This is a genomic window from Streptomyces sp. NPDC047525 (genome assembly GCF_040643025.1).
Lineage (GTDB): Bacteria > Actinomycetota > Actinomycetes > Streptomycetales > Streptomycetaceae > Streptomyces > Streptomyces durmitorensis.
Window position 1 is genome coordinate 433,158 of record NZ_JBEYTL010000004.1, and the last position, 14,930, is coordinate 448,087.

11 protein-coding genes are annotated in these 14,930 nt (G+C 72.2%); 6 read left to right on the forward strand and 5 right to left on the reverse strand.

All coding sequences use genetic code 11. The annotated features are described in order from the left end of the window. The first annotated feature begins 65 nt into the window (after positions 1-65). The 3 genes from ABZ833_RS14380 to ABZ833_RS14390 all read left to right on the forward strand — a co-directional run bounded on the left by ABZ833_RS14380 (position 66) and on the right by ABZ833_RS14390 (position 5,696). Entirely contained in the window at positions 66-3,191 is a 3,126-nt protein-coding gene (locus ABZ833_RS14380; protein ID WP_361045772.1) for an alpha-N-acetylglucosaminidase, read from the forward strand. A 72-nt stretch (positions 3,192-3,263) separates the two neighbouring features. Next, entirely contained in the window at positions 3,264-3,758 is a 495-nt protein-coding gene (locus tag ABZ833_RS14385; protein WP_361045774.1) for a tetratricopeptide repeat protein, read from the forward strand. A 30-nt stretch (positions 3,759-3,788) separates the two neighbouring features. Next, positions 3,789-5,696, forward strand: coding sequence for a hypothetical protein (locus ABZ833_RS14390; protein ID WP_361045777.1), 1,908 nt, complete (start codon positions 3,789-3,791; stop codon positions 5,694-5,696). Positions 5,697-5,700: 4 nt separating this feature from the next. Here ABZ833_RS14390 and ABZ833_RS14395 read toward each other — a convergent pair whose 3' ends face one another. The 5 genes from ABZ833_RS14395 to ABZ833_RS14415 form a co-directional block, all read right to left on the reverse strand. Beyond that, entirely contained in the window at positions 5,701-6,219 is a 519-nt protein-coding gene (locus tag ABZ833_RS14395; RefSeq protein WP_361045779.1) for an N-acetyltransferase, read from the reverse strand. Beyond that, the gene (locus tag ABZ833_RS14400) at positions 6,216-6,920 is read right to left on the reverse strand and encodes a TetR/AcrR family transcriptional regulator (RefSeq protein WP_361045781.1); all 705 of its coding nucleotides are present in this window, start codon (positions 6,918-6,920) and stop codon (positions 6,216-6,218) included. The genes ABZ833_RS14395 and ABZ833_RS14400 overlap by 4 nt, the downstream gene beginning before the upstream one ends. Positions 6,921-6,997: 77 nt before the next feature. Then, positions 6,998-8,068, reverse strand: a complete 1,071-nt coding sequence (locus tag ABZ833_RS14405) for a PDR/VanB family oxidoreductase (RefSeq protein ID WP_361045783.1) — start codon at positions 8,066-8,068, stop codon at positions 6,998-7,000. 1 nt (position 8,069) lies between these two features. After that, positions 8,070-8,996 (reverse strand): metal-dependent hydrolase, encoded by a 927-nt coding sequence (locus ABZ833_RS14410; RefSeq protein WP_249590286.1) that lies wholly within the window; start codon positions 8,994-8,996, stop codon positions 8,070-8,072. 78 nt (positions 8,997-9,074) lie between these two features. Beyond that, positions 9,075-10,727: a fused response regulator/phosphatase gene (locus tag ABZ833_RS14415; RefSeq protein WP_361045786.1), complete on the reverse strand. Its 1,653-nt coding sequence runs from the start codon at positions 10,725-10,727 to the stop codon at positions 9,075-9,077. Between the two features lie 509 nt (positions 10,728-11,236). On the opposite strand from ABZ833_RS14415, the gene ABZ833_RS14420 reads away from it, so the two are divergent. The 3 genes from ABZ833_RS14420 to ABZ833_RS14430 all read left to right on the forward strand — a co-directional run bounded on the left by ABZ833_RS14420 (position 11,237) and on the right by ABZ833_RS14430 (position 14,930). Continuing rightward, entirely contained in the window at positions 11,237-12,892 is a 1,656-nt protein-coding gene (locus ABZ833_RS14420) for a glycoside hydrolase family 13 protein (RefSeq protein ID WP_361046312.1), read from the forward strand. 25 nt (positions 12,893-12,917) lie between these two features. Next, a complete protein-coding gene (locus ABZ833_RS14425) occupies positions 12,918-13,952 on the forward strand; it encodes a LacI family DNA-binding transcriptional regulator (RefSeq protein WP_361045788.1) in 1,035 nt (344 codons plus the stop codon). Positions 13,953-14,027: 75 nt separating this feature from the next. Further along, positions 14,028-14,930, forward strand: a complete 903-nt coding sequence (locus ABZ833_RS14430) for a phosphatase PAP2 family protein (protein WP_361045790.1) — start codon at positions 14,028-14,030, stop codon at positions 14,928-14,930.

Here is a 14,930-nt window from a genome sequence, read left to right on the forward strand (position 1 = left end):
GCACCGTTGAGCGCGGGAGGCCGCACGGATACCGTGCGCCGCACCATTCGACCCAGGGGGTACACATGACCGATCCGTCCCGACGTTCCGTGCTCGGCACAGCCGGGGCCATCGGCCTCGGTGCCGCCGTCGGCGGGGTGGCGGTTCCGGCCCACGCCGCCGAAGGGCCCGTCAAGGCCCCCGCCTTCGCCCTCGATACGGATTCCGCGCGCTCAGCACTCAACAGACTCCTGCCGCATCACACGGAACAGTTCCGTCTCAGACTCGTCCCCGCGAAGGGCGGCACGGACCGGTTCCGGGTTTCGAGCACGACGGGGCGCATCGATGTGTCCGGCACGACGCCCGCCGTGCTGCTCACCGGGGTCCACTGGTATCTGAAGTACGTCTGCGGGGCCCATATCGCCTGGAACGGCGATCAGTTGGACCTGCCGCGCAAGCTGCCCGCGCCGTCCCGCCCGCTGGAGCGGTCCACCGCGCTTGCGCACCGGTTCGCCCTGAACGACACGAACGACGGGTACACCGCGCCGCACGCCGACTGGGCGTACTGGGAGCGCATGATCGACGTACTCGCCCTGCACGGCTGCAACGAGGTCCTGGTGATCGCGGGGGCCGAGGCCGTCTACCACCGGGTGCTCAAGGACTTCGGCTACAGCGACGCGGAGGCGCGCGCGTGGCTGCCCGCGCCGTCGCACCAGGCGTGGTGGCTGCTGCAGAACCTGTCCGGGTACGGAGGCCCGTTGTCGGCCGAACTGATCGCCGAACGCGCCGAGTTGGGGCGCAGGATCGTGGACCGGCTGCGCTCGCTGGGGATGGCGCCGGTGCTTCCCGGCTACTACGGGCACGTCCCGGACGGATTCGTGGCACGCAACGGCGGGGACGCGCGGGTGGTGCCGCAGGGCACCTGGCACGGGTTCAAGCGGCCCGACTGGCTGGACCCCAGGACCGCGTCCTTCGGGAAGGTCGCCGCTTCCTTCTACCGGCACCAGGAGCAGCTCTTCGGAGCCGCAGAGAGCTTCAAGATGGACCTGCTGCACGAGGGCGGCACCGCGGGGGACGTCCCGGTGCCGGACGCGGCGCGCGGTGTGGAGGCGGCCCTGCGGAAGGCGCGCCCCGGTGCGACCTGGGTGATCCTGGGCTGGGAGGCCAATCCGCTGCCTGCCCTGCTCGACGCGATCGACCGGCGGCGCATGCTGATCGTGGACGGGGTCTCCGACCGGTTCACGAGCGTCACCGACCGCGAGAAGGACTGGGGCGGCACGCCGTACGCCTTCGGCACCATCCCGAACTTCGGCGGCCGTACGACGATCGGCGCCCGCGCCCACATCTGGAACGAGAAGTTCTTCGCGTGGCGCGACAAGAGCGGGAGCGCGCTCGCGGGGACGGCGTTCATGCCGGAGGCGACGGACCGGGACCCTGCCGCCTTCGAGCTCTTCTCCGAACTGGCCTGGTCGGAGGAGAAGTTGGACCTTCGATCCTGGTTCGACGGCTACGCGGGCTTCCGCTACGGAGGGCGCGACGCCGACGCGGGGCGCGCGTGGCGGGCCCTGCACGACACCGCCTACCGGCACACCGCCGTCGAGCGGAGCGACCCGCACGACTCGCTGTTCGCGGCCCGCCCCGACCTGGCGGCGAACCGCGCCGCCGAGTACGCGCCGCGCGCCCTGACGTACGACCCCGGCCGCTTCGACGCGGCGCTCGCCGGTCTGATCGGGGTCCGTGGCGCGCTGCGGGGCAGCGCCGCGTACCGGTACGACGTGGTGGACGTGGCACGGCAGGCCCTCGCGCACCGGAGCCGGCAGTTGCTGCCGCAGCTGCGGGCGGCGTACGGCCGGAAGGACGCGGACACGTTCCGGACGCTGTCGACGCTGTGGCTGCGCCTGATGCGCCTGTCGGACGAGCTGGTGGGCACCAACTCGGCGTTCCTCCTTGGCCCTTGGGTGGAGTCCGCGCGCCGTATGGGCACGACCGACGCGGAGCGTGCGGAGTTCGAGCGGACCGCCAAGGTGCTGATCACGGTGTGGGGCGACCGGGCGACGTCCGAAGGCGGAAAGCTGCACGAGTACGGGAACCGTGAATGGGCCGGACTGATGGCCGACTTCTACGTCCCCCGGTGGCAGAAGTGGCTCGACGAACTGGCGGACGCGCTGGACGCGGGGCGCGAGCCCCGCGATGTGGACTGGTTCGCGGTGGAGGAGCCGTGGACCCGGGAGCGCAAGGACTATCCCCTGCGGGGCATCGGCGACGCGTACCGGACGGCTTCACGGGTGAGGGACGTGCTGGCGCGGGCGCCCTACCAGGGGTCACTGGAGGTCGTGGCCGACCCGCCGTCGCTCCCGCCCGGCGGACAGGCGCGGGTCGAGGCGGTCTTCCGCAACGTCAACGGACTGCGGGCCACGGGCCGTGTCGACTTCCGGCTGAGCGGGATCGACGCGGAGCCGTCGGGCCCGGTGTCGCTGCCGCGGGTGGCTCCGGCGGGGACGGGCAGGGTGGCGTGGCGCGCGAGCGCACCGGACACACCCCTGGACCGTCCGCTGCGGCCGCTTCCGTACGAGATCGAGGTGCGGTACGGGCCCGAGGGCGAGCGGCGGGTCCGCGCCGTCCACGAGGGCGTGCTCTTCGAGGCGGGCCCGGTGGGGTCGAGCTGGCGGAAGTTCACGAACAACGCGGCGGTGTTCGGCGAGCTGGACGGCCGCTACGCGATCAACGGCGCGGGCGCGGACCTGTGGAAGGGCACGACGGAGTTCGGGACGCTGTACCGGGAGGGTGCGCTGCGGGACGGGGTCACGGTGACGGTCCGGGTCGATTCCCAGGCGGTGACGGGCCCTTGGGCCAGAGCGGGCCTGATCGCGCGCAACGCGATGGGGGTGGCGGGTTCACCGGGCTTCGTCGACCTGGCGGTCACACCGGCGAACGGGGTGGTCCTTTCGTACGACACGAACGGCGACGGAACGCTGGACACGTACAAGCGCATCACGGGGATCAAGGCGCCGGTGCTGCTGCGGCTCGGGCGGAAGGGTGGCGTCGTGACGGGGTCGTGCTCGACGGACGGCGGGGCCGGCTGGCGGGTGGTGGCGAGTGTGGAGGTGCCGGGGGCCGCGGCGGCGCAGGATGTGGGGCTGTTCATGAGTGCGACCAATGGGGGCGACGGAGGGCGGGGGACCGTGGAGTTCAGTGAGTGGGGAATCGACTGAGGTACGCGGCTCGGGGTGCCGGGGGCAGCACAATTCCTCCCGGCATCCATCACGGCATGCGAATGTGTGGCCATGGATATGGCGTGGGAGAAGCGGCTGGACGCGGCGTGGGGCACTTTCGACGAGTACGGCGAGGACCGCGCCGGGGAGTTCCGGGGCGTCATCGACGCCCTGGTCGACGAGTTGCCCGAGGGGAGTCCCCTCGCCCCCTTCGAGCGAGCCTGTGCGTTCGATTCCACCGGTCACTCGGACCGTGCCGTACCCCTGTACCGGGAGGCCCTGGAGCGCGGGCTCGACGGGTATCGGCGGCGGCGCACCCTCATCCAACTCTCCAGTTCGCTGCGGAACATCGGGCAGCCGGAGGAGGGCGTCGCGCTGCTCACCCCTGAATTGGACGGACCCGGCGACGAGTTGGACGATGCCGTGCGGGCCACGCTCGCCCTCTGTCTCGCCAGTCTCGGGCGCGAGCGCGAAGGACTCGCGCTCGTGCTCGGCGCCCTCGCGCCCCATCTCCCCCGGTATCAAAGGTCCATGGGCAACTATGCGCGAGAGCTCACCGAGAGGTGACCAACTGACGATTCGCTCGTTTTGCTGAACGTGTCGTCGAATGTGAAGTCCCCCGCCCCGTCCCAGGATCTCTCCGGCGTCGTCGATGTCGAGCAGGCCGAGGCCGCCCTCGTCGAGCACTATCCGCGCCTGGTGCGGCTCGCGTACCTGGTCCTCCCGCCCAGCCTCGGGCGCAACCGGCGGGTCCTGACCGCCCACGCGCTGACCCAGCGCGCGCTGCCCCGCAGCCGCAGGCCGGACGACGCGGAGGGCATTCCGGTACAGCGTTCGGGGGACGGGCGCAATGGCGACCCCGGGTACGCGTACGTGCGGCTGCGCGTCGTCCGTACCGCGCTTGACGCCGGGCTCCCCCTGCGGCGCAAGGCCTGGCCCAGGCGCGCGCAGTTGCCGCCGCTCCTTCCGCAGGTGTGGGGGCTGCGGCTCTTCCCGCGGTCGGGCGGCGCCGACGAACTCGCCCTTGACCAGCGGCTCTCGGCCCTGTCGGGCGCCGCGCGGGCCGCGTACGTGCTGCGGGGCCTTGAACGGCTCCCCGACGGCGACGTGCGCAAGGTGCTCGACGCCGCTGGCGTCGACGAGCCGGCCGCCGCGCTGGCCGAGGCCGACGGCGTGGAGGCTGCGTACGACCTGCTCAAGTCCCCCGAGTTCGACCCCTGTTCCCTCCAGGCGCGGCCCACCGATCTGATGCGCCGCAGGCAGCACATGAAGGCCGCGGGCGTCGCGCTCGCGGCCGCCCTGGTCTGCGGGGCCCTGCTCGGGCTTCCGGGCGACGGGTGGGGGCCCGACGGCGCCGCCGCGCCCGCGTACGCGAAGAATCCGGCCGGGCAGGCCGCGCTCGACCCGGGGCAGCTGACGAAGGTCGCGGCCGGCGCGTGGAAGCGTTCCGCGCGGGCGGACTTCTCGGTGTGGCCCGCCAGGGGCGCGCTCACCGGCGACGAGGCCCTGCTGCGGCGGGCCCTGGCCGTCTGGGCGAGGCCCGGCGAGTCGGTGCAGGTCTCCGCCACGCCCGGCACGGCGGCCGGCGCACCTCCCGGACCCGCGCAACTCCTCTTCGCCGGCGAGGTCGACGCGGCCCGGGTCGTGCTCCTCTACGACGGCCTGCGCATCGTGCGGTACGCCGAACCGAAGGACGGCACCAGCGGAGCCGCGCTCGACTTCGCCCGCGTGGACGGCGCGACAAGCACCGAGGCGGGAGCCGTGGTGGTGAACCGCGTCGACGGCAACGTGCGGTACCTGACCGCGCCCTGGGTGGGCGGTGTCGGCGTACGTGACCTGCTGAAGCCGGGCGGGAGCGCCACCCCCCTCGAGCGGGACGGCGAGGGCGTGACCGGGCCCTTCGCCAGCCCGGCGCAGGCCAGCAAGTGCACGTCCTGGAACGCCCTCCAGCTGCGGGACGACACGGGCACGAACCGCCTCTCCTCCGACCTCGGCGAACTCGTCCCCGCCCATCTCACCGCGGGCCGCCCGCAGGCCCCGCGCGAGGCGTCGGCCGTGGACTGGTCGTCGACCGCCTGCTCGCTCGCCGCGGCGCGCTCGAACGGCGTGCGGTCCGTGAACTCCTGGCAGTACGCGCGTCAGGCGCTGCCCGAGGCCAACGGCTCGGCGGCCTGGCTCTGCACCCGGGCCGACACCTGGCGTGGCGACGGGGGCCGGGCCCTCGCGCAGTTCCAGGCGTCGGGCGCGGCGGCCGTCGCGGCGAAGGCCGAGGACTCGGCGGCGTGCGGGGCGCGGGAGCCTTCGGTGCTCGCGGGGGTGCGGTGGAAGTCCCGCGGCGGGAACTGGTACCTGCTGGGAGCAGGCAGCAGGGACGTCGTCTCGGTCAAGGCCGCCGGAGGGTCTTCGACCCGCGGCAACACCCTGGCCGCGCCCCTGGAGCGGGGCGCCCGCGCGGGGCTCACCGGGCGGCTCGCGGACGGCACGAAGGTGTCGACGCTGCGTTGAGGCGTCAGGCGTCGGACGGGACCGGGGCGCGCAGATCCTTCTCCAGGAGGGTCACGCCGTACGTGCTCCCGTCCGCCGCCACCTTCCCCGGCAGCTCCCCCACCACCGTGTAACCCACCGCCTCGTAGTACTCCCGCAGCCGCGGGTTGGACGCCACGCAGTCCAGGCGGCAGCGGTCACGGCCCGCCTCCGCTATGCGCCGTTCGGCGCGCGCCAGCATCGCGCGGCCCGTTCCCGCCGGGGCGCCGCGTCGCGTCATCAGGCGGTGCACATAGCCCGCGACGGGCGGCTGTTCGCCCCAGGCGGGCTCGTCCGACCACCACACCTCGTACGCCCCGGTGACCATCTCGCCGTCGTACGCGAGCCAGACCTCGTCCGACGCGATCCGCCCGCGGAAGTGCTCCGCGCCCTTCTCGCCCGGCTTCCACTGCTCGATCCCCCGGGCCCGCATCCAGTGCGCGGCGCCGTCGTAGAGGGCGACGAGGGTGGGGATGTCCTCTTCGCCGGCAAGGCGGTGGGTCAACTGCTCTGCTCCTGCGGGACAAGGCCGACCAGGCGGGTGATCAGCTCGGTGAACGGGCCTTCCGGCGGCTCCTCGGCGAGGATGCGGCGCAGCATCCCCGCCATCTCCTCGTCGTACGCGGCGCTCACCGCGGCGAGCGCCGCGAAGTCGTGCACCAGTTGCAGCTCCAGCTCGGCGCGCGGAATGCGGCGTCCGTCGAGCCAGATGAGCGCGGTGGACTCGGCGAGCGAGATCCAGGAGCGGACCACCAGTTCGAGCCTGGCGGGCGGGTCGGTGATGCCCAGGTGCGCGAGGATCTGGATGTACGCCGCCTGCCGCACCGAGTCGATCAGCGCGTTGGTGGTGGACGAGCCGACGGCGGGGCCGCCGCGCATCAGCGCGGAGAAGCCGGGTCCGTGGCCGTCCACGAAGTCCAGGAAGCGGCCCATCACGCGCAGCAGGCGGGCCCCGAGCGGGCCTTCCATCGGCTCCACGAAGCGGTCGGCCAGATCGTCGGCCGCCCGCTGCAACGCCGCTTCGTACAGGCTGAGTTTGCCCGGGAAGTAGTGGTAGACCAGCGGTCGCGAGATGCCCGCGGCCGCCGCTATCTCGTCGATGGACACGTCGTCGGGCGAGCGGTGGCTGAACAGGTCGAGCGCGACCCCGATCAACTGCTGCCGCCGCTCCTCGACACCCATTCTGCGGCGCACCCCGGTAGTCATGCGAACACCTTACCGAGCAGATCCGGCCGTCCAAGGGGTCGGTCCGCCCCAACTGTTCACATCTCTCGCCACATGTCTCACATGTCGAGGACGATTCGCTCGCCGCTCGCCCTCGACACGCAGATCAGCATCGAGTCGGCGCGCTCGGCGTCCGTGAGCAGTTCGTCCCGGTGGTCGATCTCCCCTTCCAGGACCCGCTGTTGGCAGGTTCCGCAGAAGCCCTGCTCGCAGGAGTACGCGGTGTTGGGCAGCTCGGCGCGCACCGCGGACAGGACCGTGGTGCCGGCGGCCACGGAGAGGGTCCGGCCGCTGCGGCGCAGTTCCACCTCGAAGGGGGCGTTGCCGTCCGTGGAGGTGTGGGGCGTGAAGCGCTCCAGGTGCAGCTCGGCGCCCTCGGGCAGCGTCGCCGCCACGGCTTCCATCAGGCCCTCGGGGCCGCAGACGTGGACCGCGGTGGAGGGCGCCAGGTCCGCGAGGAAGTCGGTGAGGTCCGGGCGGCCTCCCTCGTCCTCCGTGACGACCGTGAGCCGTCCCGCGGTCGTGCCCGCCAGCTTCTCCACGTCCTCCAGGAAGGGCATCGAGGCACGGGAGCGTCCCCCGTACAGGAGCCGCCACTCGTGGCCCCTGGCCTCGACCGCCCGCAGCATGGGCAGGATCGGCGTGATGCCGATGCCGCCCGCCACGAAGACGTACGCATCGGCGTCGGCCAGCGGGAAGCGGTTGCGCGGGCCGCGCACCTCGACCTCCGTGCCTTCCTGAAGCTGCTCGTGCACCTCGCGCGAACCGCCGCGGCCGCCCTGCTCCTCGCCGATCAGGCGGGTCGCGACGGTGTACGAGGAGGTGTCCTCCGGGTCGCCGCACAGCGAGTACTGGCGGACGAGGCCCGATGGCAGGACCAGATCCAGGTGGGCGCCCGGCTCCCAGGCGGGCAAGTGGTCGCCCTCCAGGCGCAGTTGTACGACGCCGTCGGCGACCGTCTCGTGCCGGGTGACGAGCAGCCGCAGCGCGCGCGAACGCGGGCGGCCCGAGACCGGTTCCTCCAGGGCGGGCAGCGGCCACAGCGGGGACGCGTCGATGCGGCGCCGCATGGCCCGCTTGGCGAGCAGGGCCGCGCCCGTGACGAGCAGGACGGTGCGGATACGGGGCATGTCAGTGCGCTCCCTTCGGCAGCGATTCCGTCGCGGCCTCGGCGGCGGTGGCCGCGGGGGACGAGGCGAGGTAGGCGACGGCCTGTGCCGTGCTGCCCTCGTGGGAGGGGTGGTAGGCGCGGCTCAGATAACGGGGGATGGAGCGGATCATGTCCGGGGTCGTGGGCAGCGTGCCCTTCTTGCCGCCCTGGTAGAAGTCCTTGAACGACGCCTTGCCGCCGATGAGCGTCGGGTCGTTCTCCATGAAGAAGCGCGCGCCGCGCTGCCAGAGGAAGACCAGGGCGGAGAAGGCCGTGGCCCAGGTGCGGGCGCGGCGGCGGTAGCTGCCGTCGACGTGCATGAAGAGCTCGAAGGCGACGGAGCGGTGCTCGACCTCCTCCGCGCCGTGCCAGCGCAGCAGGTCGAGCATGGTCGGGTCGGCGCCCCTGCGGTCCAGCTCGTCGGCGTTCAGGACCCAGTTGCCGAGGAAGGCGGTGTAGTGCTCGATGGCCGCGATCATCGCGACGCGCTCCATCAGCCACCACTTGCGGGCCTTGCCGGGCGGCAGCGTCCGGTCGCCGAGCATCTTCTCGAAGAGCCAGTCGACCTGGGCGGTGTAGGGCGTGGGGTCCAGGCCCTGCTCCTTGAGGTGCGGCAGGACCTCGTCGTGGGCCTGCGCGTGCATGGCCTCCTGGCCGATGAAGCCGATCACGTCCTCGCGCAGCCGGTCGTCACGGATGTACGGCAGGACCTGCTTGTACACGTGGACGAACCAGCGTTCACCCGCCGGGAGAAGCAGGTGCAGCACGTTGATCGTGTGCGTGGCGAAGGGGTCGCCCGGCACCCAGTGCAGCGGGGTGTCCTCCCAGGAGAAGGAGACTTTGCGTGCCTTGAGCGGTATGTGCTCGGACGCGACGGGCTTCGGCTCCCGGCTCTGCGTATTAGACATGGCGTCAATGTACTGACGGGTAGGCCCGTGGGTACAGGTCCGTGCGGCGGTTTCTTTCAGCCCGCCCCGCGCGGCGCCTCAGCCCGTCCTGCGCAGCGCGAGCAGCGCGATGTCGTCCTCCCGTTCGTGCCCGAAGCAGGTCAGGAGCGTGTCGCACAGGTCGGCGACGCCCAGCGGCGCGCCCGCGGCCGCGAGGCGCAACTGCTCCATCGACACCGCGAGATCCGTGCCCCGCGTCTCGATGAGCCCGTCCGTGACCATCAGCAGGCGCTCGCTCCGCGCGAGGACCACCTCGCTCGGCGGCGGCCTGTCGAGGCCGAGCCCGAGGCCCAGGAGCGGCCCCTTCGCGTCGACGTACGCGGCCGTGCCCTCGTCCCGCACGACCAGCGGCGGGATGTGGCCCGCGTTGGCGATCCGGGTCCGCCCGGTGGCCGGATCGACCAGGCTCAGGCACATCGTGGCCGTCACGCCCGGGTGGTAGTGCTGCAGCATCCGGTCGAGGCGCCGCGCGAGCACGCCGGGGTCGGGGTCCTCGACGCAGTACGCGCGCAGCGCGTGCCGGATCTCGACCATCACGGTGGCCGCTTCGAGCGAGTGCCCGACCACGTCACCGATGCCGGTCAGGACACCCGCGGGCGTGGGCAGCGCCGCGTAGAAGTCCCCGCCGATCTCCGCCTGGCGCGATGCCGGTTCATAGCGGACGACGACGTCCGTGCCGGGCAGCTCCGGCAACTGCGAGGGCAGGAAGCTGCGTTGGAGGGTCAGCGCGACATGACGCTCCTCCTCGTACATGAGGAGCGGTTCCGCGGCCAGTGCGGTGGCGTGGGCGAGCCGCTCGACGAGGTGCCCCGTCTCGGGGGCCGGCTCCTCCTGGTACGCGGGCGTCGCGAGGCACACCAGCGTGCGCCCCTGGCTCAGCCGGGCCAGGGCGAGCCCGGCGTCCTCCGGCGTCCCGTCACCCCGGTGCCCCGCGGATGCCACCGGGCGGAAGAACCCCGGCGGCCACAGCGGAGCCGGCACGACCGAGTGCCGCACGCCCGTACGCCCCGACATGACGCGCTGCATCAGCCGGGCCACCGCCTCGTGCGCCCCGGCGTCCGGCAGCGATTCGGCGGCTCTGCGCCGGGAGAACCCCAGGTGGAGCTCTCCGTCCTCGCCGAGCACGAACACCGTCGCGGGGACGCCGGTCAGCCGCGCCGTGCCCACGGCCGCCGCCTCGGCCAGCTCGCCCAGGCAGCGCGCCGACTGCACGTCCAGGATCGTTCCGGCGAGCAACGCGAGGCGTCCGACCCGGAGCTGGGCGTCACTGCGGCAGCGGCCCCCGCGCGCGGCGGCCCGTACGACCGCCTGGATCTCCTCGGGTTCGGCGGGCACCGTCAGATAGGACTCGCCCCCGGCGTCGAGCCCTCGGCACCGGTCGGCGGGCGGGCGGGCCGCCGCCGAGAAGTGGACGACGGGCAGCGCCGCTATGGGCGGCGACTGCTTCATGCGGCGGCAGAGTTCGTAGCCGCTCATGTCGGGCAGGCCGACGTCGACGAGGGCCACGTCCGGCAGGTCCCCCGCCCGCATCCGCACGTCGAGTTCGATCAGGGCCTCGCCCGCGCTCGCGGCGAGCAGGACGCGGTGTCCGTCCCTGCGCAGGACCGCGCTCAGCGCGTACCTGCTGGCGGGCACGTCGTCGACCACCAGGACCGTGCTGACCGTGCTCACTGCCTTGCCCTTGACGCTCACGCGGGACAGCCCCTCACCGCGGGACGAGGCAGGCCGACTCGTGCCTGCCCCAACAAGTTAGCGCCCCGCCGCACGCCCGGGGAGAAGACGGCGACAGCGCGACCCGGAACGGTGCAGCTCGGCGAACTCTCCCCGTCCACGGCCCGCTTGACAGTAGAATCTCCGACTTCGGCCCGTACGGGACCCAGCGCGCCCGCGCCTGACGTGACCTGCTGCTTCCAGACCTCCAGGGGTGGCGTCGAGGACCACGGAGAGAGCGCCGGGCCGGAGGGCGAAGGCCTCGGCGCCTCCGCTCGCCCCGGCGGGCGACCGGCACGGCGTCCGTCACCCCTCGCCCGCCGTACGGAGGCCGGGGGCGGGGCCGGTCGCACGAATCCTCAGCAGTTCACCGTACGCGGCCGACGTACCCTCGGTCGCTGTCGGGGCGTGCGGAGGACGCCCTCGTGACCTTCACCTTCCGTGCGGCGTTCACCGGAGTGCCGCACACCCCCCGTACTCCTGAGGGACTCATGACCCAGCACGTCACCGCCGCCCTTCCCGCCGACGCCTCGTCCGACGACTCCGCGCGCCGCGAGTGGTGGCGCGACGCCGTCATCTACCAGATCTATCCGCGCAGCTTCGCCGACGGCGACGGCGACGGGATGGGCGACCTGCCGGGCGCCACGGCCCGCCTCCCCCACCTGAAGCGGCTCGGCGTGGACGCCGTCTGGCTCTCCCCCTTCTACGCGTCCCCGCAGGCCGACGCCGGGTACGACGTGGCCGACTACCGCGCGGTGGATCCCGTGTTCGGCACCCTGCCGGACGCCGACGACCTCGTACGGGAAGCGCACGCGCTCGGACTGCGGGTGATCGTCGACCTGGTGCCCAACCACTGCTCGGACCAGCACGAGTGGTTCAAGCGGGCGCTGCGCGAGGGCAGGGGGTCGGCGCTGCGGGGACGCTTCCACTTCCGGCCCGGCAAGGGCGAGGACGGTGAACTGCCGCCCAACGACTGGGAGTCCGTCTTCGGCGGCCCGGCCTGGACGCGGGTGCCGGACGGCGAGTGGTACCTCCACCTCTTCGCGCCCGAGCAGCCCGACTTCAACTGGGAACACCCCGCCGTCCACGACGAGTTCCGCTCGATCCTGCGCTTCTGGCTCGACCTCGGCATCGACGGCTTCCGCATCGACGTGGCCCACGGCCTGGTCAAGGCGGCGGGCCTGCCCGACATCGGCCACGGGGAGCAGGTGAAGCTGCTCGGCAAACAGGCCGTCCCCTACTTCGACCAGGACGGCGTGCACGAGATCTACCGCAGCTGGCGGCGGATCCTCGACGAGTACCCGGGCGAGCGGATCGCCGTCGCCGAGGCCTGGACGCCGACCGTGGAGCGCAGCGCGCGGTACCTGCGCGAGGACGAGCTGCACCAGGCCTTCAACTTCGAGTATCTGACGACCGGTTGGGACGCGGCCGAGCTGCGCGCCGTCATCGACCGCTCCCTCGACGCGATGAACGCCGTGCAGGCGCCCGCCACCTGGGTGCTCTCCAACCACGACGTCGTGCGCCACTCCACCCGCTTCGCCGACGGCGACGCGGCGCGCGGCCTGCGCCGGGCGAAGGCGGCCACGCTCCTGATGCTGGCGCTGCCCGGCTCGGCGTACATCTACCAGGGCGAGGAGCTCGGCCTGCCCGAGGTGACCGACCTTCCGGACGAGGTGCGCCAGGACCCGGCGTTCTTCCGCAGCACGGGTCAGGACGGGACGCGGGACGGGTGCCGGGTGCCGCTGCCGTGGTCGGGGCGGCGGGCGCCGTTCGGCTTCGGACCGGCCGAGGGCGGCCCGAGCTGGCTGCCGCAGCCCGCCGACTGGAAGGAGCTCACGGTCGAGGCCCAGGACGGCGACCCCACATCGACGCTGGAGTTCTACCGCGGCGCACTCGCCGTACGCCGCGCACACCCGGCCCTCGGCGCGGGGCGCGACGTGGAGTGGCTCGACTCACCGGAGGGCGTGCTGTCCTTCCGCCGCACGAGCCCGCGGGGTTCGGTCGTCTGCACGGTGAACATCGGCGCCGCACCCGTCACGATCCCCACCCCCGGCACCGGCACCGTGCTCCTGTCGAGCGCGGAGACGGCGCCCGGCGCCGACACGACGATCCTCCCGGCAGATTCAACGGTCTGGTGGGCAGCCTGAGATGTGACCGGTACAGTCCAATCCTGTGACCGCGCGACTGGCCGACATCGCAGCGCAGGCGGGGGTCAGCGAGGCGACGGTCAGCCGGGTGCTCAACGGCAAGCCCGGCGTCGCCGGTGCCACCCGCCAGTCCGTGCTTGCCGCACTCGACGTGCTCGGCTACGAGCGCCCGGTGCGGCTGCGCCAGCGCAGCGCGGGTCTGGTCGGGCTGATCACGCCGGAGCTGGAGAACCCGATCTTCCCCGCGCTCGCCCAGGTCATCGGGCAGGCCCTGACCCGCCAGGGGTATACGCCGGTCCTCGCGACGCAGACGCCGGGCGGCTCCACGGAGGACGAGCTCACGGAGATGCTCGTGGACCGCGGAGTCTCCGGCATCATCTTCGTCTCGGGCCTGCACGCGGACACCTCCGCCGACATGCAGCGCTACGAACAGCTGCGCGCGCAAGGCGTGCCGTTCGTCCTGGTCGACGGGTTCTCGCCCAAGGTGCAGGCGCCCTTCATCTCGCCGGACGACCGGGCGGCGATGCGCCTGGCGGTGACCCACCTCGTCTCCCTGGGTCATACACGGATCGGACTGGCCCTGGGCCCCAAGCGGTTCGTGCCCGTACAGCGGAAGATCGAGGGCTTCGTACGCACGGTGCAGGACCTGCTCGCCCTGCACCCCGAGGAGATCGAGTCGGATCTGGTCCAGCATTCGCTGTACACGCTGGAGGGCGGACAGGCCGCGGCGTCCGCGCTGATGGACCGCGGCTGCACGGCCGTGGTGTGCGCGAGCGACATGATGGCCCTGGGGGCGATACGGACGGCGCGGCAGCGTGGATTCGAGGTCCCCGACGACATTTCGGTGGTGGGATTCGACGACTCCCCGCTGATCGCGTTCACCGATCCGCCCCTGACCACAGTGCGCAAGCCCGTACCGGCGATGGGGCAGGCGGCGGTGCGTACACTCCTCGAGGAGATCGGCGGCACGCCCGCCCCGCACAGCGAATTCGTGTTCATGCCGGAGCTGGTCGTTCGGGGTTCAACCGCTTCTTCCCCTCGGGGACGCGCTCGTCCGTAGGGCGTAGAGAATGCGACCTGAACCAGACCTTGGGATGATCGGGCGGAGGGTCGGTATCTGGCAGACTCTGTGCCTATGGGTGAGATGACTGTGACGACACTGGAAGGCCAGCAGCGGCCCACCACATCACCCATCGCGGGCGAGCGAGAAGACCGCAATGGGCGGACGTTCCTGCGCCGTCTTCGCACGCCCCGACGCCCTCGGCTCTGGTTCGAGATCCTGCTGATCGCGGTGAGTTACTGGACGTACTCCCTGATCCGCAACGCGGTGCCGGAACAGAAGTCGCAGGCCCTGCGCAACGCCGACTGGATCTGGCGGGTGGAGGAGCACCTGGGGATCGCCGTGGAGCAGAGCGTCAACCACGCGGTGAACTCGGTGACATGGCTCATCGTCGGCATGAACTACTACTACGCGACGCTGCACTTCGTGGTGACGCTCGGTGTCCTGGTGTGGCTCTTCCGTAAGCACCCGGGTCGTTATGCGGCCACACGCATGGTGCTCTTCGCGACGACAGCGGTGGCCCTGCTCGGCTACTACCTGTATCCCCTGGCACCCCCGCGCCTGATGAACGGCCACGACTTCATCGACACGGTCCTCGTCCACCAGACCTGGGGCTCCATGGCCTCCGGCGACCTCAAGCACATGTCGAACCAGTACGCGGCGATGCCGTCGATGCACATCGGCTGGTCCCTGTGGTGCGGCCTGACGATCTTCGCCCTGGCCTCGGTGCCGTGGGTGAAGGTGCTCGGCCTGCTCTACCCGACGGCGACCCTGATCGTGATCGTGGCCACCGCCAACCACTTCTGGCTCGACGCGGTGGGCGGCATGATCTGCCTCGCGTTCGGGTTCGCGGTGGCGCGGCTCTGGTACGGCGCGATGCCGTACGGGATGCCTCAGGAGGTGGCGGTGCAGGAGGAGCGGGCTCCGCTCCTTTCGGCCCGGTTCAGGACCTGGTTCAAGTCCCGGTCCAAGGCCTGA